We start from the raw sequence: 22,216 nt of genomic DNA, 5'->3' as shown, positions 1-22,216 counted from the left end.
ACGGGCTAGGGGTGCGGAACTTAGTTGGCGTGCAGGGCCTCGTTGAGCTCGACGGCGGAGGCGTTTGCGACGGCCTCGACCGCGCCGGAGATGGAGTTGCGGCGGAACAGAATGCCGCTGGCGCCGGAAAGCTCGGAGGCCTTGACGGATTCGCCTGCCTGCTTGCCCAACTGCTTGGCCACCTCGTCGGTCAGTGTCACCTTGGTGCCGAAAGTGATATACAGGCCGGCCTCGACGGTGACATCATCGCCCAGGGAAATGCCCACGCCGGAGTTCGCTCCCAGTAGGCAGCGCTCACCGACGGAGATAACCTCCTTGCCGCCACCGGACAGGGTGCCCATGATGGAAGCACCGCCGCCGATATCGGAGCCGTCGCCGACGACAACCCCACCGGAAATGCGCCCCTCAACCATGGAGGAGCCCAGCGTGCCCGCGTTGAAGTTAACGAAGCCTTCGTGCATGACGGTCGTGCCCTCGGCCAGGTGGGCGCCCAGGCGCACGCGATCCGCATCGCCGATGCGCACACCCGTGGGAACCACGTAGTCCACCATGCGCGGGAACTTATCCACGCTGTAGACAGTCACCGGACCGCGCTCAGCCTGTAGGCGGGCGCGGACAGACTCGAAACCGGGGACGGCGCACGGGCCGTGGTTCGTCCAGACTACGTTGCTAAGCAGACCGAACAGGCCATCCAAGTTGCAGCCGTGGGGCTGGATCTTGCGGCCGGAGATCAGGTGCAGGCGCAGGTAGGCGTCGTACGCATCGGCGGGAGGAGCATCCAGGTCGGCAATGGTAGTGGTCACTGCTACGCGGCGGGTACCGCGGACCTCGTCTGTGCCGACGAGGTTGGCCAGGGGACGGAAGGAATCAGGGGCGGAGGTGCTGGCGTCAGTAAGATCGAGCACCTGCGTGCCCGCCTCAGCGGCACCAGCATCGGCAGAGCCGAGGTCGAACTCGAAGAACCAGGTGTCCAGCACATTGCCGGAATCGGTCAGAGTGGCAAATCCATTTCCATAAGCAGAAGTCATGGTTGCCGATCCTACATATGAGTTTGTGCCTATGTGGTGGAGTTGTTGTTTACCGCAGCAGTGCCAGCAGCGTCAGTACTGCCATCGGCCTCCTGCGATCCCTGCGTCTTCTGCAGCGCCAGGCCGATCAGGCTCAAGGCGACAAAGGCGACGGCGACGGTGATGACCTGCAAACGGGCGCCCTCGTCGAAGAGCATCAGGATCATCAGAGCGATCAGTGCCAGGAACGTCAGCCAGGACAGCACAGGGTAGCCCCACATGCGCACGGAGAGGCTGCCGTCGCGCTCGAAGGTGGGGCGTAGCTTGATCTGCGCCAACACGATGACCATCCAAATGACCAGCAGCGTGCCGCCGACGGCGTTGAACAGGATCTTGATCAGGTCCTCTGGACCCCACACCTGCAGGGCCACGGAAACGAAGGCGAAGAACAGGGAGCACCACACGGCTCGGTAAGGCACCTTCTGGGCGTTGGTCTTGCGGAACCAGCGCGGCGCGTTGCGTTCCTGGGAGAAGCTGTACATCAGGCGGCTGGTGGCATAGATCTGCGCGTTGAAGGCCGACAGCAGAGCTAGGACGATCACGACCTCCATGATCTCCGCGATGCCCGGGATCTGGGCGAGGGCCAGGATGCGGGTGAACGGAGACTCCTCGGCGGACTCAGCCTCACCCAGGGTGTCGAAGGGCAGCAGAGCCGTGATGAGAAAGACACTGCCCAGGTAGAAAATGGAGATACGCCAGATGACGGCGCGCACGGCGGCGGCGATGGAGTTCGCTGGATCCTTCGACTCCGCGGCGGCGATCGTCACGATCTCGATGCCACCGAAGGCGAAGGCCACAGCCAGCAGGCCTACCGCCATGCCGGAGATGCCGTTGGGGGCGAAGTCAGAGAAGTTGCTCAGGCCAGGGGAGTCGTAGCTGGGGAACAGCCCCAGCAGCAGGCCCGTGCCGATAACCAGGAAGATAATGATAACGGCGACCTTGATGAAGGCGAACCAGTATTCGAACTCGCCGAAGCCCCGCACACCTACCAGGTTCACGATGGTGAATAACACCACGCACACCAGGCCGGGAATCCAGCCTTCCACGCCGAACCACGCGCCCATGATCGCGCCCGCGCCGGTAATCTCGGCGCCCATCACCATGATCAGCATGAACCAGTACAGCCAGCCCAGGGCGAAGCCATTCCAGCGGCCGAAGGCCATCTGGCCGTAGGTGGCGAAGGTGCCGGAGGCCGGGCGGGCGGCGGCGAGCTCGCCGAGCATCTGCATCACGGCTATCACCACGATGCCGGCGACGATGTAGGAAAGCAGTACGGCCGGGCCTGCGGCCTGGATGCCTACGCCGGTGCCGAGGAACAGTCCGGCGCCCACAGCTGAGCCCAAGCCCATCATTGTTAGGTGACGAGTCTCTAGGCCGTGCCCCAGCTCGTTAGAGGTGCCTTCCGCGGCACCTGAATCGGAGTTTCGAGTCTTCATACCAAAATTAGAACACAACCGTTCTGGTTAAAGGCCAGCATGGGTACTTTTAGCCCCTGTGGCGGTTAGTTTTTCTACCCTGCAGAACTCCTGCCTGCCCCCGACGGCGGGCTGCCAGCTGGTCTAGGATCGCAAGCAATGAATACTGCAGAACCTTCAGAATCTTCCAAAACTTCAGCACCTTCCATCGACTTGGTCGCCGGGGCGGTCCCCCTGACCCGCCAGCTCGTTGACATCTACAGCGAGTCGCACCACGAGCAGGAGATCGCCGACGCTGTCGAGCCCGCCCTGCGTGCCATCGAGAACGTAGAGGTCACGCGCCGAGGAAACACCCTGGTCGCGCGCACCCATCGCGGCCTTGGGGATCGGGTGATTCTGGCGGGCCACCTGGATACCGTGCCGCCGGCGGATAACCTGCCCTCGCGCCTGGGGCCGGACCCGGAGACGGGGGAGCAGACCATCTTCGGCCTCGGCTCCGTGGACATGAAGTCGGGCGCAGCCTGCTACGCGCATGCCTTCGCCACTCTGGCGAACTCCCCGGAGCTGGCCTGCGACCTGACGCTGGTGCTCTACGAGGGGGAAGAGGTGGCCACCAAGTACAACGGCCTGAATCACCTGGTGCAGTCCGACCCCGACCTGTTGGAGGGCGATCTGGCGCTGCTGGGCGAGCCGTCCGGGGCGATGATCGAGGCTGGCTGCCAGGGAACCATCCGCGTGAAGGTCACCGGCCTGGGAGCTCGCGCGCACTCCGCTCGCAGCTGGCTCGGCCACAACGCGCTCCACGATCTGGCCCGTGTGCTGGTGCGCGTGGCGGATTATGAGCCGCAGGACGTGGAGATCGACGGCCTGACCTACAAGGAGGGCCTCAACGCGGTCATGGCCGAATCCGGCGTAGCCAACAACACCATTCCCGACGAGGCCTGGGCTTTCATCAACTTCCGCTACGCGCCGAACCGCAGCGTGGACGAGGCTCTGGCGCACCTGTGCGAGGTGCTGCAGGTGGGCACGCCTGATAGCCCTGCCGAGGGTTTCTCTGTCCTTCTTGATGACGCCGCAGCCGCAGCCGCCCCAGGCTTGAACCAACCCTTCGCGGCGAAGCTTGTGGAGGCCACAGGAGGGCGGGTGCGCCCGAAGTACGGCTGGACCGACGTGGCCCGTTTCACCGAGCTGGGCATCCCCGCCGTGAACTTCGGCCCCGGCGACCCGGGGCTGTGTCACACGAAGGACGAGCGCTGCCCGGTGGCGCAGATCGAAGAGGTCAGCCGCCAGTTGATCCAGTTCCTCTCCCGCTAGCTCCTCTTCCGCCTTTCCCCGCGAGTGCCATAGGGGGAAGGCGTGTGCTGGGTGGAGGGGTGATGGCGTCATCCATAACGAGCGCCGCGAGCCTGCAGCCAGTAGCGTGAGAGGCACAAAGAAGTATAAAGATCGACCAGACATTTAAGGCACACGAACGCATGACTACCAGCGAAAACGACCGAGAATTCCGGCTCCGCGGACCGATGCTGCTGCGCGGCAAGAGGCACAGCCAGAAGCAGAAGTCCACCACGGATCAGCGACTGCTGGGGGAGCAGGCCAGCATTGATTGGCTGCACACCGATCCGTGGCGCGTGATGCGTATTCAGTCCGAATTCGTCGACGGGTTCGGTGCGCTGGCGAAGATCCCGAAGGCTGTAACGGTGTTCGGATCCGCGCGCGTGAAGCCCGGCCACGAGTACTACGAAAAGGGCCTGGAACTGGGACGGCTGATCAACGAGGCCGGCTACGCGACAATCACCGGCGGCGGGCCGGGCCTGATGGAAGCCCCGAACCGTGGCGCGCAGGAATCCGGCGGCATGTCCATCGGCCTTGGCATCGAGCTCCCCATGGAGCAAGGCATGAACCAGTGGGTGGACCTGGGGCTGAACTTCCGCTACTTTTTCGTGCGCAAGACCATGTTCCTGAAATACTCGCAGGCTTTTATCTGCCTGCCCGGCGGCTACGGCACTCTGGACGAGCTGTTCGAGGCTCTGGTGATGGTGCAGACGGAGAAGATCCGCAAGTTCCCGATAATCCTGATCGGCAAGGAGTTCTGGGGCGGGCTGGTCGACTGGATCCATGACCGGCTGGTCGAGGAAGGCATGATCTCCCCAGAGGACGTGGACCTGTTCCACGTCACCGACGACCCGGCCGAGGCCGTGCGGATCTGCGTGGACGCACACGATAACCACGTGAGGAAGTTGAAGATCCGCCAGGAGGAGCTGGCACTGGAGCAAGAGCGGATCGACGCAGAGCTTGAGCGTTTCGGTGACGAGGCGGAGCTGGCCGAGGGGGCCAAGGAGAAGCCGACGAAGGGGTCGGGAACCAAGTAGAACCTCCGCAGGCCGCCGAAACGAGCCCTTGAGGCGGTAGATTAATAGGTATGTTTTGGTTGTTGTCTCTCGTCGGAGCGTTCCTCGTCGGTGCGCTCCTGGTTTATCTACTCGGTACTGTGTTCGGACGCGGTGAGGCGCTGCCGCCCGTGACCGCGGGAAACGCAAAGCTACAGCACTGGGAGAACCTGGAGAACAGCCCGCTGACCGCCGAGGGGATCCGGGACATCGGATTCTCGCTGGAGATTCGCGGCTACAACCAAGCTGAAGTGGACTTCTACATCGACCGCCTCGCCGGACGCATCGAGGAGCTGGAGCAGCAAGTCGGCGGCGCGGCCAACGCTGCAGAGGACCATGCGGCAGAAGTCCACGCTGTGGAAACAGTCACCACCGAAACAAACACCGTCGAAACCGACGTCGCAGACACCCGTGAACAGGAGCGTTAAGCAATGGCACCGATCCCAAGCATTCCCCAGAAAGTGACCCGTGTGACGATCGGCCCGCGCGCGGAGGGCTCCGAGATCATCGAAACCCAGGTGAAGGTCGCACCTGGCGCGAACGCGCCGGACGAGGTCGAGCTGGATGCCTCCGGCCAGTTTGTGGCCTGGGTGCCCACCGAGCCGAGCCGCCCGCTGGACCTCAGCGATGGCCGGGAGTTCCTGGAAGACGGCTGGCGGGGCGCCGGTGCCCGGCTGGTGCGCCGCATCGGCAAGGTCGTTGATGGCCACCCCGTGCGCGCGAAGAAGCACATTGTGCAGGTGCACCTGCCGGAGGAATTCACCCCCGCCAACGTCCGCTCCCTGGTCATCGGCCTGATCGTCGGCAACCACAGCTTTGTCACTACCAATAAGCGCAAGCCCGCCCGCGTGCGCGATGTTCACATCGTGCTGCCGGAAGGCTACGAGTTCAACGGCTTCGACACCGCCGACTACGTTGCTGCGGTGAAGGAGGGCAAGGCCTTGGGCAAGGCGACCTGCCTGTCCCGCGATCTGGCGAACGCGCCTGCCAATGTGAAGTCCCCGGAGTGGCTGGCCACCCAGGCTAAGAAGGCCGTGGAGGACCTGGACGGTGTGAAGGTGCGACTGCGCGACGCGGGCTGGCTCAAGGACAAGGGCTTCGGTGGCATTTTGGCCGTCGGCGGGGGATCCTCCCGCCCGCCGATGCTGATCGAGCTGGTGTGGGATCCGCAGAAGGTGGATCAGCGCCGCCGCCGTCGCACCGCCGTGCTGGTGGGCAAGGGCGTGACCTTCGATACGGGTGGCATCAGCGTGAAGCCGGCCGCGGGCATGGACACCATGCGTACCGACATGACCGGCGGAGCCAGCGTTATCGCCGCTTTCCGCGCCCTGGCGGAGCAGCAGGTACCCCGCAAGGTCGTGGCGCTGATCCCGACGGCGGAAAACATGATCGATGGAAAGTCCTACCGCCCCGGCGACGTGGTGGAACACTATGGCGGCCTGACCTCCGAGGTGACGAACACCGATGCCGAGGGGCGCATGATTCTGGCCGATGCGGTGAGCTACGGAGCGAAGAAATACAAGCCCGCCGCTGTGGTGACCGTCGCGACACTGACGGGTGCGGCCAAGGTGGCGCTGGGTCTGCGCACGGGCGCTGTGTTCTCCGATAACTGGGGCGCGGGCGTCAAGCTCGCCCGTCGCGGCGCGATCGTAGGTGAGCGCTGGTGGCCAATGCCGATGCAGGAGTACCTGGAGGAGAACGTAACCTCCAAGATCGCCGACGTGCGCCAGACCCCGAAGGGGCCGGGCGCGACTACCGCCGCAATGTTCCTGCGCCGCTTTACCCGCGGCGTGCCGCTGATCCACCTGGACATCGCCGGCCCGGGGCGTGTGGAATCCACTTATGACGAAGTCACTCCGGTGGGCACAGGCTTCGGAGCGCGCACGCTGGTGCAGTGGTTGATCCACTAGTTCCAGTGGCGCTTTAGACTGCCCGCGGATACACACCTGCCCGATATACATTTCGGGCGGTGGACGGTTTACGATGGGGTGGTCGTTTGTTCGCTCCCGGTTCCAGGGAGTCTTGTAAAAAATTTTGAGGAAGGAATCCGTTCGTGCTTGCAGATGTCATTGACCTCCTTGCCGACCCCGTAGACGGTTCGCGCTTGAGCGCCGGTGATGACGAGTGGCGCACTCTGGTTTCCGAGTCCGGCCACAGCTACGACGTCGCGCGGCAGGGGTATGTGACTCTCGCGGGAGGCTCTGGCCTGCGTTATTCGGGCGACGATGCGTCGATGATCGACGCTCGCGAGACCTTCCTGTCCGGCGGGCACTTCGCCCCCTTCGTGGAGGCCGTGACCGCCAACGTTGAGAATGCGTTGGATGACGGCAATGTTGCTGCTGAGCACGCCCCGTCCATCGTGGAGATCGGCGCTGGTACGGGCTACTACCTGGCGCACACCCTCGACACGATCGAGCGCTCCCGTGGCGTAGGCATCGACGTGTCTACTGCGGCGGCGAAGCGCCTGGCCACGTCGCACTCTCGGGTCGGGGCCGTTGTGGCCGACGCCTGGTCGCGCCTACCGATCCTTTCGGAAAGTGTTGACGCCATCATGGTTGTCTTCGCACCGCGTAATGCGGCAGAGTTTGCCCGCATCCTTACGCCGGAGGGACAGGTGGTTGTCCTGACCGCGGAGGTCGGCCACCTGGGTGAGCTGCGTGAGCCGCTGGGCATTCTGGATGTGGAGGAAGGCAAGGTGGAGCGGATGATCAACCAGGCTTCCGGCCACCTGGTGCCGGTGGGCGATCCGGAGCACATTGAGTTCCCGATGCAGCTGGATCAGGCTTCCATCGCTGCGCAGATCGGCATGAGCCCCTCGGCGCGTCACATCCACCCGGATGTCTTGCAGGAGCGCATCGCTGCGCTGCCGGAGACCATGGAGGTCACGGCCCGCGCAGCCATCACGCGCCTGGCGAAGGCTAATCGCTAGTCCTCGTCGAGGATTCCCTCGGCCACGTCGCGATCCGCGATGAGGGCCTCGGCCATGTAGCGCTCCTGCTCCTCCGGAGAGGTCAGACCCGCCTGCATACGCATCAGGTGCCGGCCGGCGGTCTGCATGGAGGAGATGATCTTTGCCCCGCCCGTAGCGCGCACGTCGATGTCGGAGATCTGTGAGTGTGCCGGAATTGCGCTGGTGAGCGTCACCGCGCCACCGTCGGCGAAGATCTCGCACACCGGACCGTCGAGGAAGATCGTCAGCGTATCCGAATCCGCATCCTTCAGCGGGGCGGTGCGAGTGTCCACGCCCAGGCGGGTGATGGAGACAGCGTCGTTGGTGTAGCTGATGGTTGCGATGACCTGCCCGGAATCGTCCGTCACGTCGACGTCGACACTGCCCTCGGTCGCATCCAGCTGGGCGGTCCAGAGGAATGCATAGTCAGAGAACGTGCGCACGGCGGTCGGGGCGCCGACGATGTCCTGGAAAAGCTCGCCGTCCACCAGCGTGAGGTAACGCGGTGCCGACAGGCAGTTCGCCCACTGCCCATCCAGCGAAGGGTGGGCACCCACCAGGCCGAACATCACCGGGGTGGAGTGGTCGATCACGCGGGGGCGCGTGAAGTCGTGGCCGAAGTCGATGACGGTGTACGAGCTGGTCAGGCTGAACGACGTGCCGCTGAGGTTGCCGACGATGTAGCCCGCGACCTCATCGGATTCCCCAGCGTCGCCGGGGAAGGTCACGAACAGGACGTCGCGGCGGACGGAAGAGTCGGCGTCCACCATAGAAACAATGCGCGGCGCGAACGGGCGGCCGGGGCGCAGGGCGGCCTCGGCGGGCAGCTCGATGGGCCCCAGAACGCGCCAGTGCTGGCGGTCGGCGGAGCGCAGGACGACGATCTGCGCGTCCTTGTCGCCGGTGAGGGAGAGGGCGACCATGAGCCATTCCTCGTCGGGGTTGGCGGGATCGTCGTGGCGAATCACGCTGGGGGTCACCAGATTTTCCACTGGGAAGGCGGAATCGTCGATCTCGATGGGGCCCAGGCGATGGACGTGGGGATCTGGCAGGCTCGGATCGTCCGAAACCTCCGTGGCCTCCATCAAGTTCGGGATTTCCGCGCGCTCGATAGTGAAGGTGCGCGGGCCGCGCTGACCGTGGGGGATGTCCGCTGCCAGAGCCTGGTCTGTGGATGCCTCGTCCGTGGCGCGGGTGGTGACGAAGAACAGCTCAGCGCCCAACCCCATCGGAACCGCCGCGCCGGCGAGGACGTCCACCTCGGCGCCGCTGGAGACATTGTTGCCGGCATCTTGAGCAGCATCGCCCTGCGCGGGGAGCCCCCGGTTCGGAACTACGACGTCGTCGCAGATGTCCCAGTCGTACGTAGCCTCCGAGGCCACCTGGTGCGCCCAGCGCGACCCCTCGGCAGCGCGGGGGCGGAACTGGTGGAAAACATGCAGGGCGTGGCCTGTGAAAACGGCGCCTGCGGGGGCTTCCAGCACCCCCGTTTCTGCGGTGACGTGCAGTTCCGGGCGGTGCTTATGGGAGGAAGAGTGCATGCTCCCATTCATACCAGCGGATTCTGTTTAAAGCAGGGACCTGTAAACGTCCACGGTCTGCTCGGCGATGGTGGCCCAACTGAAGGTCGTTACCGCGCGCTGACGGCCGGCCTCACCGAAGGCTCGCACCTTCTGCTGATCCGCTACGAGCGCATTCGTCGCGTCGGCCAGTCCACGTTCGAAGGTCTCCGCGTCGTTCTCGTCGTAGTGAACCAGGGTGCCGGTCTCGCCGTCGACGACGACCTCCGGAATGCCGCCCACGTCGGAGGCCACAACAGCCGTGCCGCACGCCATGGCCTCTAGGTTTACGATGCCCAGCGGTTCGTAGATGGAGGGGCACAGGAAGACATCCGAGGCCGACAGGATCTCCTGCAGGTTCGGCTTCTCCATCATTTCCTTCACCCAGTACACGCCGTCGCGCTCCGCCTGCAGCTTTTCAACCAGCGCGGTGACCTCGGCCTCGATCTCCGGGGTATCCGGCGCGCCGGCGCACAGGACAACCTGGATCTCTGGATCGAGGTGAGCGACCGCCTTGAGCAGGTGGGGCACGCCCTTCTGTCGCGTGATGCGTCCGACGAAGGAGACGATGGGGCGGTTGGGGTCGACGCCCAATTCCGTGAGTACGGATCGATTGCCAGCCTCCACGGCCGCCTCGAAGGTTGGGCGGGGTTGCCACAGCTCGGAGTCGATACCGTTGAGCACGACGTGGATGCGATCCGGATCGATGGCCGGGTATGCGTCGAGAATGGATTCCTTCATCTTCGCGGACACGGCGATGACAGCATCCGCGTTCTCCATCGCGTTCTTCTCCGACCAGGAGGAGACGTCGTATCCGCCGCCGAGTTGCTCGCGCTTCCACGGGCGGTGCGGCTCCAGGGAATGCGCGGTGGCCACGTGGGGGATGCCGTTTAGCAGGCCGCCGACGTGGCCTCCCAGGCCGGTGTACCAGGTGTGGGAGTGGACAACTTCGGCATCACCCAGAGAGTTCGCCATGCGCAGGCCGGAGGAGAGGGTCTTGATGGAACCGTTGGCCTCGGCAAGCTCCGGATCTACGCCGTGGACGTAGACATCCTGCTCCTCGCGCGGCCTACCCATGCAGTGCACGTCCACGTGCTCGAGCTTCCGCATGTAACGAACCAACTCGGTGACGTGCACGCCGGCACCACCGTAGATCTCTGGGGGATATTCCTTTGTCAGCATGGCGATACGCATGCCTCCAGATTAACCGCGCGGGCCACTACGTGTCCTGGCAACCAAACGGGCTGTTCATCGCGGATAACTAATTAGGGGGCATCGGGTGGTTACCCGATTGGCTGCTTGGCAAGCAAAAGTAAAGCTGTGTCGCTAGGTTGGAAAGTGTGAAGAGCAGATCAAACGTCTTGTCCATTGTCCTTGCCGGTGGCGAGGGGAAGCGCCTTTACCCTTTCACCGCTGACCGCGCTAAGCCCGCCGTTCCCTTCGGCGGTAACTATCGCCTGATCGACTTCGTGCTATCCAACCTGGTCAACGCCGGTTACTACAAGATCTGCGTATTGACCCAGTACAAGTCCCACTCCCTTGACCGTCACATCTCCCAGTCGTGGCAGCTGTCCGGCCTGACCGGCCAATACATCACCCCGGTCCCGGCACAGCAGCGTCTTGGCAAGCGCTGGTTCACCGGTTCTGCGGACGCAATTCTGCAGTCCCTCAACCTGGTGTACGACGAGCAGCCGGATTACATCATCGTGTTCGGTGCGGACCACGTCTACCGCATGGATCCGGAGCAGATGGTGCAGGAGCACATCAACAGCGGTGCTGGAGTGACCGTCGCTGGTCTGCGCGTTCCGCGTCACGAAGCAACGGCGTTCGGCGTGATCCAGGCCGACGATAACAACAAGATCGAGCAGTTCCTGGAGAAGCCCGCGGAGCCGCCGAGCGTGCCGGACGACCCAGAGGTCTCCTTTGCCTCCATGGGTAACTACGTCTTCACCGCGCAGACGCTGATTGACGCGCTGAAGGAGGACTCCGAGGATGAGAACTCCAACCACGACATGGGCGGCGACATCATCCCGCGCCTGGTCGACCGCGGGGAAGCATACGTCTACGACTTCTCCAACAACTACGTGCCGGGTGAGACCGAGCGCGACAAGGGCTATTGGCGCGATGTGGGTACCGTTGATGCGTTCTACGAGGCTCACATGGACCTGATCAGCGTGCACCCGGTGTTTAACCTGTACAACCAGCAGTGGCCGATCCACACCGCGGAGACGGGTAACCTCCCGCCCGCGAAATTCGTCAAGGGCGGCATTGCTCAGTCCTCGATGGTTTCGGCGGGTTGCATCATTTCCGCCGGTACGGTGCGCAACTCTGTTCTGAGCGAGAACGTGATTGTGGAAGAGGGCGCCTCTGTCGAAGGCTGTGTGATCATGCCGGGCGTACGCATCGGCCGTGGAGCAGTCGTGCGCCACGCGATCATTGACAAGAACGTTCAGGTTTCCGCGGGCGAGATTATCGGCGTGGACCGCGCTCGGGATCAGGATCGCTTCACCATCTCTAAGGGCGGCGTGGTCTGCATCGGCAAGAACGTGGTCGTCTAGCGCTGTTTTCTAGCGCGGTCGTAAAAGGCGAACCGCACCGGGAAGAACTGCGCCAGGAAGAATCCCTGCACCCTTCAGATTGGGCGCGGGGATTTCTTGTTAGCTGGTCTTGGTGATCAGGGTGGCACCGGCGCCGAGGGGGAGGCGGGAGATCTTGGCGTTGTTCAGCTCGCGGAAGAACTGATCTGCCTCGCGGGCGCGCACAGTCTGCCGGTCGGTGTGGCTTTCGTCGCCGACCAGGCCGTCCATCAGGCTATCCAGCAGGATCAGCACGCCACCGGTGCGCAGGGCGGGGAGCGTGGATTCCACGATGGCCGTGAATTCCTCCGTGGCTGCCTCTGCGACAGCGATGTCGTAGCTATCGTTCGCCAGTCGGCGAATAACATCCAGCGGTGCGCTGGGGAGGAATCGGAAGGTATTCGGGCGCTGGCCTGCGTTGGCAAAAGCCTGCTTGGCCAGCTGCTGGTGCTGCACCTCCGGCTCGATGCAGGTCAGGTGGCCTTCCACCTGGGCTGCGCTCAGCCCCTTAAACAGGTGCAGGCCAATCACGCCGCTGGCGGGGGAAACAATAATGCCGGTGGGGGTGTGCCCCTGGGCGGCGGCGTTCGCGCCAGCGCGGGTGGCGATGAACTCCAAGAACTCGGCAGTCATCGCATCGGGGGTGAGCAGACCGAACTCTTCCGCGGCCTCGACGGCAGCGGTGGTCACCTCGTCCGGCTCGGTGGTCGCCCGGACGTACTCACGGATGGCCTCAATGGGGGAAGATGATGCAGCATTCACGCTTCCACACGATAGGCCAGGAATGCGTCGATGTTTTGCTTGCCCTCGGCATGTCAGACGGTGGCGTCAAAAATAGAAAAGAGAGTAAACAGAAGTGACCGAAGTGACGAACTTTCTTTGCTCCCCCGATAGGGGTAAAATCCTCACAGGAAACTGCCAGGTGAGTAGCACAACATTTTGAGGACGACTAGCCATAATTATGGTCATGAACGCAGACCAGAACCCCGTTCCGCGAACCACCGCCGAGTTCGACGCAGGGACGGGTGAGCTTCCGACCTGGGGGGAACTGGTCGCGGAGCACGCCGACAGTGTGTACCGCCTGGCCTACCGGCTCGCGGGTAACCAGCAAGATGCAGAAGACCTCACGCAGGATACGTTTATGCGTGTCTTCCGCAGCCTGAAGAGCTACCAGCCGGGCACCTTTGAAGGCTGGCTGCACCGCATCACCACCAACCTGTTCCTAGACATGGTCCGGCGCCGCGCGAAGATCCGCATGGAGGCGCTGCCGGAGGATTACGACCGCATCGAAGGCGGCATCGCCGACCCCGCGGCCACGTTCGAGCTCAACAACCTCGACCCGGCGCTGGAGCAGGCGCTGGATCAGCTGGCTCCCGAATACCGCGTGGCGGTCGTCCTGTGCGACGGGCTGGGTATGAGCTACGACGAGATTTCCCAGACCCTCGGCATCAAGATGGGCACCGTCCGCTCCCGCATCCACCGCGCCCGCGCGCAACTTCGGGGTAACCTGGAGCGTAACCAAGGCGAACTGGTTTTCACCGGCCAGGCCTAGCTCGGTCTAGGTCTGGCTTAGCTGCTACCGGCAGCTAAGAAACGTTGAACGCAACGGCAACTGGGACATGCAGAAAGGCAGGTAGGGCACGTGACATCTTTCGTAGAGAATTTTCCGGGGGAGCTGTCCGTAGACCACCTGTCCACCGAAGCCATCGCCGCGCTGGTTGATGGGGAGCTTTCCCGCCGCGCCGAGCATCGCGCGAAGATCCACCTAGTGCACTGCGAAAGCTGCCGGGCGGAAGTGCGCGCCCAGCGCAGCGCGGCGCACCGTCTGCGGGAGCACGCCTCGGCGGTGCACACCCCCGGCGGACTGATGGAAAAGCTGCAGCGCATTCCGGATGAGTGCGACGAAGACGAGGCCCCGCATCGCTTCTCCGTCGATGGCTGCCGCCGCCCCGAAACTCTCGTCGACCGCGTCGATCTATTGCTGCGCAAGCTCCCCTTCCGCGGCAAGTAAAGTGAAAGTCTCTACGGAGTAAGTTAGGTTAGACAGGTGTTTTCCAATGTAGGTTGGGGCGAAGTCCTCGTACTCTTGATCGTTGGGCTGTTTCTAATCGGCCCGGAGCGCCTGCCGGGACTCATCAAGGAAGCTCGCGCGATGTTGCTGGCGGTGCGCAAGGCCGTATCGCAGGCGAAGGAGCAGATCGACGGAGAGCTGGGGGAGGACTTCCGGGAGTTTTCCAAGCCACTGCAAGAGCTCAACTCGGTGCGCCAGATGGGCGCGAAGGGCTTCATCACCAAGACACTTCTGGATGACGACGATAGCTTCCTGACCTCCTTCAACGAGACGAAGCAGGACGTGAAGGACACCGTCGATACGGTGCGCAAGCCGAACCTGCGCGAGTCCCTTAAGGCCGACAAGAACAAGAGTTCCGCGCAGTCCCAGCCCGCCCCTGCTAGTGGTAGCGCGGACAACGGCGGGATTGCTGTGACCCAGCAGTCCAACGCAGGAGAGTCCCGCTCTGGCGTGGATTCCCCGGTTGCCGATGCCGCCGAGCAGCTGACGGGGGATGCGGGGAACACGGATTCTGCTAAAGAAAAGCCCTCCGCACCCGGCTACGGGTGGGAGGACGTGACCTAGGCTCTTTGTTTAGGCGCTGTGCCTGTTTCGCCTGTTTCGTTTATTTCTTTGTGACGCCGAGGTTCAGCGACTTACCTGCCAGCGAACTGCGGCGCACCGCCAGCTGATCGGCGATTCCGCCGAAGGCGATGGCGGCCGGCGAGTTCGGCTCGGACAGCACAATTGGGTTGCCCAGGTCGCCGCCGACGCGCAGGTTCGGATCCAGCGGGATCTGGCCCATCAGTGGCACCTTGGCGCCGGTGATCTGGGAAAGGCGATCAGCGACGAACTGGCCGCCACCGGAGCCGAATACCTCCATGCGGGAGCCGTCCGGCATGTCCATCCAGCTCATGTTCTCGATCACGCCGCCGATGCGCTGGCGGGTCTGCTGGGAAATCGAGCCGGCACGCTCTGCAACCTCCGCGGCGGCGGCCTGCGGGGTGGTGACGATAAGCAGCTCGGCATTCGGCACCAGCTGTGCCACCGAGATCGCCACGTCGCCGGTGCCCGGCGGCAGGTCCAGCAGCAGGATGTCCAGGTCGCCCCAGAAGACGTCGGCCAGGAACTGCTGGATCGCGCGGTGCAGCATCGGGCCACGCCACACGACGGGGGAGTTATCGCCGATGAAGTGGCCGATGGAGATCAGTTTCACGCCGTGCGCCTGCAGCGGCATGATCATTTCGTCTACCTGGTGTGGCTTATCCGTGGAGCCCATGAGGCCGGGGACGGAGTGGCCGTAAATGTCGGCGTCGATCACGCCGACCTTGAGGCCGCGCTTCTGCAAAGCGACGGCGAGGTTTACGGTCACGCTGGACTTGCCCACGCCGCCCTTACCGGAGGCGACTGCAAATACTCGGGTGGTGGAATCGGCCTGGGCGAAGGGGATCACCGGGTCGGCCGAGTCACCGCGCACCATCTGGCGGATATTGCGGCGCTGCTCGTCGCTCATCACGTCGGTGGTGACCGTGACGTTTTCCACGCCTTCGACGGAAGCCGCGGCCTCGCGCGTCTTCTCCGTCAGGTGGTTCTTCATCGGGCAGCCGGCGATCGTCAGGTAGATCTCCACGGCGACATCACTACCGTTGATGTCGATGGACTTCACCATGCCGAGATCCGTGATCGTGCGGTTTAGTTCAGGATCCTCTACGCGGGATAGCGCGCTGCGTACAGCGGATTCAGTGACTTGGGACATGATGGGTTTCAGTCTATCGAACGACCGGCGAGACGCTAATTTGGCCTCGCCTGCGGGTGCCGGGGTTAGTCCCCGCGCGCGTTGCCGCGGGCTTCTTCATCGCGGCGGGAGTCGTCGATCTTGTCGTCGATGCGCTGCAGGATGTCGTTGAGCTCCTCCAGCTCGCGGCGCAGATAATCGCGCGTGACGGTCTCGCCCACGGCAATGCGCACGCTGGCGACTTCGCGGGCCAGGAACTCCGTATCGGCCTTGGTCTCGGCGGCGCGGCGACGGTCCTCATCCAGGCTGACGCGGTCGCGGTCATCCTGGCGGTTCTGCGCCAACAGGATCAGCGGCGCGGCGTAGGCCGCCTGAGTGGAGAAGGCGAGGTTCAGCAAGATGAAAGGGTAGGGATCCCAGTTCCACCACATGCCGCCCAGGTTCAGGGCGATCCAGGCGACCACGATGACGGTTTGATAGAAGAGGTACTTGCCGGTTCCCAGAAAGCGGGCGATGTTCTCGGCTACCCGGCCCACTCCATCGCCATCCAGGTTGAACTTCTTCTTCTGGCGCGTGGCATCGGTTGGTGTATCAAGATCCGCGCGGGAAAACTTGCGAGCCATGGTCTGCCTATACCTCCTTCATATCTGGCGTTGCTGGCGTGGTCTGCGCTGCAGTCGTTGTCGGAGAATCGATACGCCAGTCTTCCTCACGCCAGTCTTCCGGCAGCATGTGGTCCAGCAGGTCATCGACGCTCACGGCTCCCAGCAGGTGCTTGTCGTGGTCTAGCACCGGGCCGCACACCAGGTTGTATGTCGCAAAGTAGCGCGCCGCGGTCTCCTGACTATCCTCGGCGAACAACGCCGGCAGCTCCAGATCCAGGATGCCGCCGATCAGGGAGGACGGGGGTTCGCGCAGCAACTTCTGCAGGTGGACACAGCCCAGGTACTTTCCCGTCGGGGTGGCCTGAGGAGGCCGCACAACGAAGATTAGGGAGGACAGGGAAGTCGGCAGCTCTGGGTTACGCGCGTGGGCGAGAGCTTCGGCGACGGTAGCCTGGGGCGTCAAAATGATCGGCTCGGGCGTCATCAACGCACCCACAGTTTCGGGCGAGAAGTCCATGAGGCGACGGACGGGCTCGGACTCCTCGGGATCCATCAGCTCCAGCAGGACGTCCGAGGTGTCCTCCGGCAGCTCGGCCAGGATATCGGCGGCATCGTCCGGATCCATCTCCTCCAGGACGTCCGCGGCGCGTTCGATGTTCAGGTGTTCAAGAATCGCCGCCTGATCGTCGTCCGGCATCTCCGCCAGCACATCCGCCAGACGCTCATCGTCCAACTCGGAAGCGATTTTGTTGCGTCGCGCATCGTCCATCTCCACCAGGGCGTTCGCCACGTCGGCGTTACGCATCTGCTGGAACGAGGCGATCAGCTCCGCATCCTGGTTCACCGCGCCCGTGCCCGAGGCGTGGAGACCCTGGATGTGCTCGATCGGGATGACGTCGATTGACGTCTTGCGGCCCAAACGGCTGCGCTGAGTCACGGCCAGGTTGCGGATCTTCCATTCGCGGCGACGGCTGCGAGTGAGCTCCACGTCCGTGATCTCCACGACCTTGCCATGCAGTTCCTCGTGCCCTGGATCGTCCGTGTGCACCTTCGAACCAATGAGGTCCTCGAAAATCGTCAGCTCTGCAGAGCGGGATCTAAAGGGCCGCAGGTTCACAGAACTGGATGTGGTGGTGATGTCCGTGCCGGTGATCGTTGCGATGCGGAGCATCGGGAGGAAAATCTTGCGTTTATTCGCAATCTCCACTACCAAGCCCAGGGCAGTCACATTGTCGCCGTGGATGGTGATGACGACATCGCGGACACGGCCGACGGACTCGCCGTCTGGCCCCAGAACAACAAGGCCAGCCAAACGTCCTGCATAAACACGACTAGTACTCATGGGTACTTAGGTTACTTCATAGCCCCCACGGGGTAGAATGTGGCGAGTTAGAAGGCGTTTGGATAGCGTACAGCGAACAAAGGGGCAAGAGAGAGATGCGAATGCTGGGCGGGCGAAACGTGGCGTCAATAATCGCGACAGCAACCTGCCTGGCCGCCATCGGCGGGCTGACGGCCTGTGCCGAAGAACAGCCCGAGCCATACCTCATTGGAGTGCCGGAGAAGCCAGTGGGCGATGCGCCGATGCCCGAGCGCTACGCAGATGCTTTCGCGCGCTACCTGGTGCGAGAACTCAACGGTGAGGATCGCAAGGGGGAGCGAGAGCTGGTGCCGGCGGATCAGAGGGTTCGGCAGCTGCGCACCGGGGAGATCAACGTTACCTTCGGCTGTACAGGGGAGCTGCTGGACCTGCTAGACCGCAACCAGGCGAAGGAGCTGCGGCAGGAACTGAAGAAGTCAGGCAGCGGGGAAGGCGCCGGCGGGGAAGAAGTGGATGAGAAAGTCCTCGTCTACGACGAACTGCTGAGTTCCCTACCGCAGGAGGTTGGCGCGAGTTTGCCCGGGGATGCCACCCCCTGCTCGGATAGTTCGCTACCGCAAAACGCAGTGGTGCTGTACGCGAAGCGGGTGGTCGGGCGCGATGAAATCCGACAGTTGAACTCCGTCACGCAGGGGACGTCGATGGAGATGCTCGGGGCCTAGGAGCAGTCGCTGCCTGTGGCTGTGTGAGGCGCGCAGCGCGAAAGAGCCCGCCACGTGAACTTGGAGGTTCGTGGCGGGCTCTTGGGCTTGCTTGGGTGCTAGCGCGGGGCTAACGCCTGGCGGGGGAGCGCTTTACTCGAAAGCTTCCTCCAGCAGCTGCTTCTGCTCCAGCTGGTGCACCTTCGCAACACCGGTTGCGGTGGAGGACTGTGCACGGCGGGAAACGCGCTTCATCTTGATACCCGGGATGTGCTCCGGCAGCTGCAGAGCCAGGAACGGCCACGGGCCTTGGTTGGCCGGCTCGTCCTGAACCCAGCGCACCTCGGCGTTCGGGTAGTTATCCAGCGCATCCTGGATGCGGTTGAACGGAATCGGGTGCAGCATCTCCACGCGGACGATGGCGACATCGTCGCGGCCGTCTGCCTGACGCTTCTTCTCCAGATCCCAGTAGATCTTGCCCGAGCACATCAGGACGGTCTTGACGTTCTCGTTCTTGCCGTTCTGGTTCGGATCGTCGATCACGGACTGGAACTTCTTCACCTCGGTGAAGTCCTCCACGGAGGAGACAGCCATCTTGTTGCGCAGCATCGACTTCGGGGTGAAGACGACCAGCGGGCGCTTCAGGGAGCCCAGAGCGTGCCGGCGCAGCAGGTGGAAGTAGTTCGCCGGGGTGGACGGCTGGGCGATGGTCCAGGAGCCCTCAGCGGACATCTGCAGGAAACGCTCGATGCGGGCGGAGGAGTGGTCCGGACCCTGGCCCTCGTAGCCGTGCGGCAGCAGCAGTACCAGGGAGGAAACCTGACCCCACTTGGCCTCGCCGGAGGAGACGTACTCGTCGATGATGGTCTGGGCGCCGTTGGCGAAGTCGCCGAACTGAGCCTCCCAAGCCACCAGGGCATCCGGGTTACCCACCGAGTAGCCGTACTCGAAGCCCATGCCCGCGTACTCGGTCAGAGCGGAATTGTAGGCCTCGAAGCCGCCGCCCTTACCGGATTCGCGTGCGAGCTCCTCCAGCGGGCTGTAGCGGTCGTGGTCGTCGTGGTCGAAGAGGATAGCGTGGCGCTGGGTGAAGGTACCGCGCAGGGAATCCTCACCAACCAGGCGCACCAGTTTGCCACCGTCAACCAGGGAGCCGAAGGCCAGCAGCTCGGCGAAGCCCCAGTCGATCTTGCCGTTGCGGGACATTTCTTTGCGGCGCTTGATCACCGGCTTTACGCGCGGGTGCGGGGTGATGTGATCAGGAACATCGGCAAACAGGTCGCCGATGTGCTCGATGAGCTCGCGATCCACAGAGGTATCCAGGCCACGCGGCAGCTCCTGGGAACCGGTAATGCCGCTCTGCTCCTTCGGCTTGGCGCCCTTCTCGGCCTCGCGTACCTGGGTGAACACGGTCTCCAGCTGCTCGTGGAAGTCGCGCTGGACGCGCTCGATGTCTTCCTCGGTCAGGTCGCCGCGGCCCAGCAGGGTCTCGGTGTACTGATCACGGGAGCTCTTCGTATCACCAATCAGCTTGTACATCAGCGGCTGGGTCATTGACGGATCGTCGGCCTCGTTGTGGCCGCGACGGCGGTAGGTAACCAGGTCGATGAATACGTCCTTGCCGAAGCGGTTGCGGTAATCCACAGCCAGGTGTGCCACCCATACGACTGCCTCTGGGTCGTCGCCGTTGACGTGGAATACCGGGCTGTCGAAGCCCTTCGCCAGGTCGGTGGCGTAGTGGGTGGAACGACCGGCATCCGGGGTGGTGGTGAAGCCGATCTGGTTGTTCACGATGATGTGGACGGTACCGCCGACCTCGTAGGCCTCCAGGCGAGCCAGGTTGATGGTCTCCTGCACAATGCCCAGGCCGGTGAAGGCAGCGTCGCCGTGCAGCAGCAGCGGCATGACGGTGTGCTTCTCGTGCAGCTGATCCTGCTTGGCGCGGGCAATGCCCTCCATGACCGGGTTCACGGCCTCCAGGTGGGAGGGGTTGGCGGCCAGGTAGATGTCGATCTCGTTGTCGCCGAACATCTGGTGGTAGTGGCCCTCTTGGCCCAGGTGGTACTTCACGTCGCCGGAACCGCCAGCAGCGCCCGGATCGATGTTGCCCTCGAACTCGGTGAAGATCTGTGCGTAGGGCTTGCCCACGATGTTGGCCAGCACGTTCAGGCGGCCACGGTGCGGCATGCCGATGATGACCTCGTCCAGAGCTGCGTCGGCAGCGCGGTCGATGGCAGCGTCCATCATCGGGATCAGGGTCTCGGCGCCCTCCAGGGAGAAGCGCTTCTGGCCGACGTACTTGGTCTGCAGGAAGTTCTCGAAAGCCTCGGCGGAGTTCAACTTCTGCAGGATGTACTTCTGCTGTGCCGGGCTGAATCCCTCCTGGCCAGCCTCGATGCGATCCTGCAGCCAGGTGCGCTCTTCGGCGTCCAGAATGTGGGTGTACTCCGAGCCAACCTTGAGGGTGTAGGCCTTGCGCAGGTGGGCAAGAACCTCACGCAGCGTCATGGTCTCGCGGCCAGCGAAACCACCGACGTGGAAGGTGCGGTCGAAGTCCCAGAGGGTCAGGCCGTGGGACTCGATGTCCAGGTCGGAGTGATCCGGGATAGGCAGACCCGGCTGAGTCCACTGCAGCGGGTTGATGTTAGCGATCAGGTGGCCACGGGAGCGGTAGGCCTCGATCAGCTGCATCACGCGGGTGGATTTATCCACGCCGATGTTCGGCAGATCCTGGCTCCAACGGGTCGGGGCGTAGGGCACGCGCATGGCGTGGAAGATCTCGTCCCAGAACTCGTCGTTGATCAGCAGGCGGCTCATCGTGCGCAGGAACTCACCGGACTCCGCACCCTGGATGATGCGGTGGTCGTAGGTGGAGGTGATGGTTACCAGTTTGCCGATGCCCATCTCGCCCAGGCGATCCTCGGATGCGCCCGCGAACTCGGCGGGGTAGTCCATGGAGCCCACGCCGATGATGGCGCCCTGGCCCTTGGTCAGGCGTGGCACGGAGTGGCGGGTGCCGATGCCGCCTGGGTTGGTCAGAGAGATGGTCACGCCGGTGAAGTCGTCCATCGTCAGCTTGCCTTCGCGGCCGCGGTGGACAACGTCCTCGTACTTCTCGATGAACTCGCCGAAGGACATCTTCTCGGCTTCCTTGATGGCAGCAACCACCAGGGAACGCTGACCGTTCTTGCCCACCATGTCGATGGCCAGACCTAGGTTGATGTGCTCCGGGGTAACGAGGGTCGGCTTGCCGTCGACAACCTCGTAGGAGTTGTTCATATCCGGGTGGGCCTTGACGGCCTGCACCAGGGCGTAACCGATGATGTGAGTAAAGCTAATCTTGCCGCCGCCGCGCGCACGCAGGGTCTCGTTGACCATCGCACGGTTTTCGAACATCAGCTTCGCCGGCATATCGCGCACGGACGTAGCCGTCGGGATTTCCAGGGAAGCGTCCATGTTCTTAACTACGGCCCTTGCGGCGCCCCTAATGGGGAACTCGCCAGGCTCCGGTGCCTCCACCGGCTGCTTCGGAGCAGGCGGGGCGGTGCGCTTCGGGGTGGGCTTAACGCTGCTGTCCTGGTTCTGGGATGCAGAACCCTTAGGCTGCTTGCCACCCGCCGTCGTATCCCGGTTGGGGGTGACGGTGTTCTTAGTGGAGCTTTGGCCGCCCGTGGTCTTCTGTGCTCCGTCGCCCGCCGCAGCCTGGGTGTTGCCCGACGAACTTACCGGAGAGGAATTTTTCTCAAAGTAATCGCGCCATTCAGCGTCGACGGACTTTGGGTCTTCCTTGTACTGCTGGTACATCAAATCGACCAGCCACTCGTTTTGACCGAAATTTGCGCTGCTCACA

19 protein-coding genes are annotated in these 22,216 nt (G+C 63.5%); 10 read left to right on the top strand and 9 right to left on the bottom strand.

The genetic code is table 11. From position 1 onward, the window contains the following. Positions 1–20: 20 nt before the first annotated feature. Both dapD and MHX66_RS03865 read right to left on the bottom strand, forming a co-directional pair. The gene (gene dapD / locus MHX66_RS03870) at positions 21–1,028 is read right to left on the bottom strand and encodes a 2,3,4,5-tetrahydropyridine-2,6-dicarboxylate N-succinyltransferase (RefSeq protein WP_239200143.1); all 1,008 of its coding nucleotides are present in this window, start codon (positions 1,026–1,028) and stop codon (positions 21–23) included. Positions 1,029–1,057: 29 nt separating this feature from the next. Beyond that, entirely contained in the window at positions 1,058–2,503 is a 1,446-nt protein-coding gene (locus MHX66_RS03865; protein WP_239200140.1) for an amino acid permease, read from the bottom strand. A 138-nt stretch (positions 2,504–2,641) separates the two neighbouring features. On the opposite strand from MHX66_RS03865, the gene dapE reads away from it, so the two are divergent. The 5 genes from dapE (at position 2,642) to MHX66_RS03840 (ending at position 7,798) form a co-directional block, all read left to right on the top strand. Beyond that, a complete protein-coding gene (gene dapE / locus MHX66_RS03860; RefSeq protein ID WP_239200121.1) occupies positions 2,642–3,796 on the top strand; it encodes a succinyl-diaminopimelate desuccinylase in 1,155 nt (384 codons plus the stop codon). Positions 3,797–3,957: 161 nt separating this feature from the next. Further along, positions 3,958–4,851 (top strand): TIGR00730 family Rossman fold protein, encoded by an 894-nt coding sequence (locus tag MHX66_RS03855; RefSeq protein WP_370646264.1) that lies wholly within the window; start codon positions 3,958–3,960, stop codon positions 4,849–4,851. A gap of 50 nt (positions 4,852–4,901) precedes the next feature. Beyond that, a complete protein-coding gene (locus tag MHX66_RS03850) occupies positions 4,902–5,297 on the top strand; it encodes a DivIVA domain-containing protein (protein ID WP_071057101.1) in 396 nt (131 codons plus the stop codon). A gap of 3 nt (positions 5,298–5,300) precedes the next feature. Further along, a complete protein-coding gene (locus tag MHX66_RS03845; RefSeq protein WP_239200118.1) occupies positions 5,301–6,779 on the top strand; it encodes a M17 family metallopeptidase in 1,479 nt (492 codons plus the stop codon). Between the two features lie 143 nt (positions 6,780–6,922). Beyond that, positions 6,923–7,798, top strand: coding sequence for a methyltransferase domain-containing protein (locus MHX66_RS03840; protein ID WP_239200115.1), 876 nt, complete (start codon positions 6,923–6,925; stop codon positions 7,796–7,798). On the opposite strand, the gene MHX66_RS03835 is transcribed toward MHX66_RS03840, so the two are convergent. Continuing rightward, a complete protein-coding gene (locus MHX66_RS03835; RefSeq protein WP_239200112.1) occupies positions 7,795–9,360 on the bottom strand; it encodes a GH32 C-terminal domain-containing protein in 1,566 nt (521 codons plus the stop codon). The genes MHX66_RS03840 and MHX66_RS03835 overlap by 4 nt on opposite strands. 27 nt (positions 9,361–9,387) lie before the next feature. Next, entirely contained in the window at positions 9,388–10,572 is a 1,185-nt protein-coding gene (glgA, locus tag MHX66_RS03830) for a glycogen synthase (protein ID WP_239200109.1), read from the bottom strand. Positions 10,573–10,718: 146 nt separating this feature from the next. Here glgA and glgC point away from each other — a divergent pair, with 146 nt between their 5' ends. After that, the gene (glgC, locus tag MHX66_RS03825) at positions 10,719–11,936 is read left to right on the top strand and encodes a glucose-1-phosphate adenylyltransferase (protein ID WP_071057094.1); all 1,218 of its coding nucleotides are present in this window, start codon (positions 10,719–10,721) and stop codon (positions 11,934–11,936) included. 99 nt (positions 11,937–12,035) lie between these two features. Here glgC and MHX66_RS03820 read toward each other — a convergent pair whose 3' ends face one another. Continuing rightward, positions 12,036–12,716 (bottom strand): O-methyltransferase, encoded by a 681-nt coding sequence (locus MHX66_RS03820; protein ID WP_071057093.1) that lies wholly within the window; start codon positions 12,714–12,716, stop codon positions 12,036–12,038. A 199-nt stretch (positions 12,717–12,915) separates the two neighbouring features. On the opposite strand from MHX66_RS03820, the gene sigE reads away from it, so the two are divergent. The 3 genes from sigE (at position 12,916) to tatB (ending at position 14,589) form a co-directional block, all read left to right on the top strand. Next, positions 12,916–13,506, top strand: a complete 591-nt coding sequence (gene sigE / locus MHX66_RS03815; protein WP_239200106.1) for an RNA polymerase sigma factor SigE — start codon at positions 12,916–12,918, stop codon at positions 13,504–13,506. A 90-nt stretch (positions 13,507–13,596) separates the two neighbouring features. Continuing rightward, complete coding sequence (locus tag MHX66_RS03810; protein ID WP_239200103.1) at positions 13,597–13,965, top strand: zf-HC2 domain-containing protein; 369 nt, start codon at positions 13,597–13,599, stop codon at positions 13,963–13,965. Positions 13,966–14,001: 36 nt separating this feature from the next. Next, positions 14,002–14,589, top strand: a complete 588-nt coding sequence (gene tatB / locus MHX66_RS03805) for a Sec-independent protein translocase subunit TatB (protein ID WP_239200100.1) — start codon at positions 14,002–14,004, stop codon at positions 14,587–14,589. 40 nt (positions 14,590–14,629) lie between these two features. Here the strand turns inward: tatB and MHX66_RS03800 are convergent, their stop codons facing one another. The 3 genes from MHX66_RS03800 to MHX66_RS03790 form a co-directional block, all read right to left on the bottom strand. Further along, a complete protein-coding gene (locus tag MHX66_RS03800; protein WP_071057088.1) occupies positions 14,630–15,760 on the bottom strand; it encodes an Mrp/NBP35 family ATP-binding protein in 1,131 nt (376 codons plus the stop codon). Between the two features lie 65 nt (positions 15,761–15,825). Beyond that, the gene (locus MHX66_RS03795; protein WP_239200097.1) at positions 15,826–16,362 is read right to left on the bottom strand and encodes a DUF1003 domain-containing protein; all 537 of its coding nucleotides are present in this window, start codon (positions 16,360–16,362) and stop codon (positions 15,826–15,828) included. A 7-nt stretch (positions 16,363–16,369) separates the two neighbouring features. Beyond that, positions 16,370–17,686 (bottom strand): magnesium transporter MgtE N-terminal domain-containing protein, encoded by a 1,317-nt coding sequence (locus MHX66_RS03790; protein ID WP_239200079.1) that lies wholly within the window; start codon positions 17,684–17,686, stop codon positions 16,370–16,372. 101 nt (positions 17,687–17,787) lie between these two features. Between MHX66_RS03790 and MHX66_RS03785 the strand changes: the two genes are divergently transcribed. Then, positions 17,788–18,387 (top strand): hypothetical protein, encoded by a 600-nt coding sequence (locus MHX66_RS03785; protein ID WP_239200076.1) that lies wholly within the window; start codon positions 17,788–17,790, stop codon positions 18,385–18,387. A 132-nt stretch (positions 18,388–18,519) separates the two neighbouring features. On the opposite strand, the gene MHX66_RS03780 is transcribed toward MHX66_RS03785, so the two are convergent. Then, entirely contained in the window at positions 18,520–22,215 is a 3,696-nt protein-coding gene (locus MHX66_RS03780; RefSeq protein ID WP_071057080.1) for a multifunctional oxoglutarate decarboxylase/oxoglutarate dehydrogenase thiamine pyrophosphate-binding subunit/dihydrolipoyllysine-residue succinyltransferase subunit, read from the bottom strand. Between the last annotated feature and the right edge of the window lies 1 nt (position 22,216).

The organism is Corynebacterium sp. ACRPH, from assembly GCF_022347285.1.
Classification (GTDB): domain Bacteria; phylum Actinomycetota; class Actinomycetes; order Mycobacteriales; family Mycobacteriaceae; genus Corynebacterium.
This window is presented reverse-complemented; position numbering and strand designations above follow the sequence as displayed.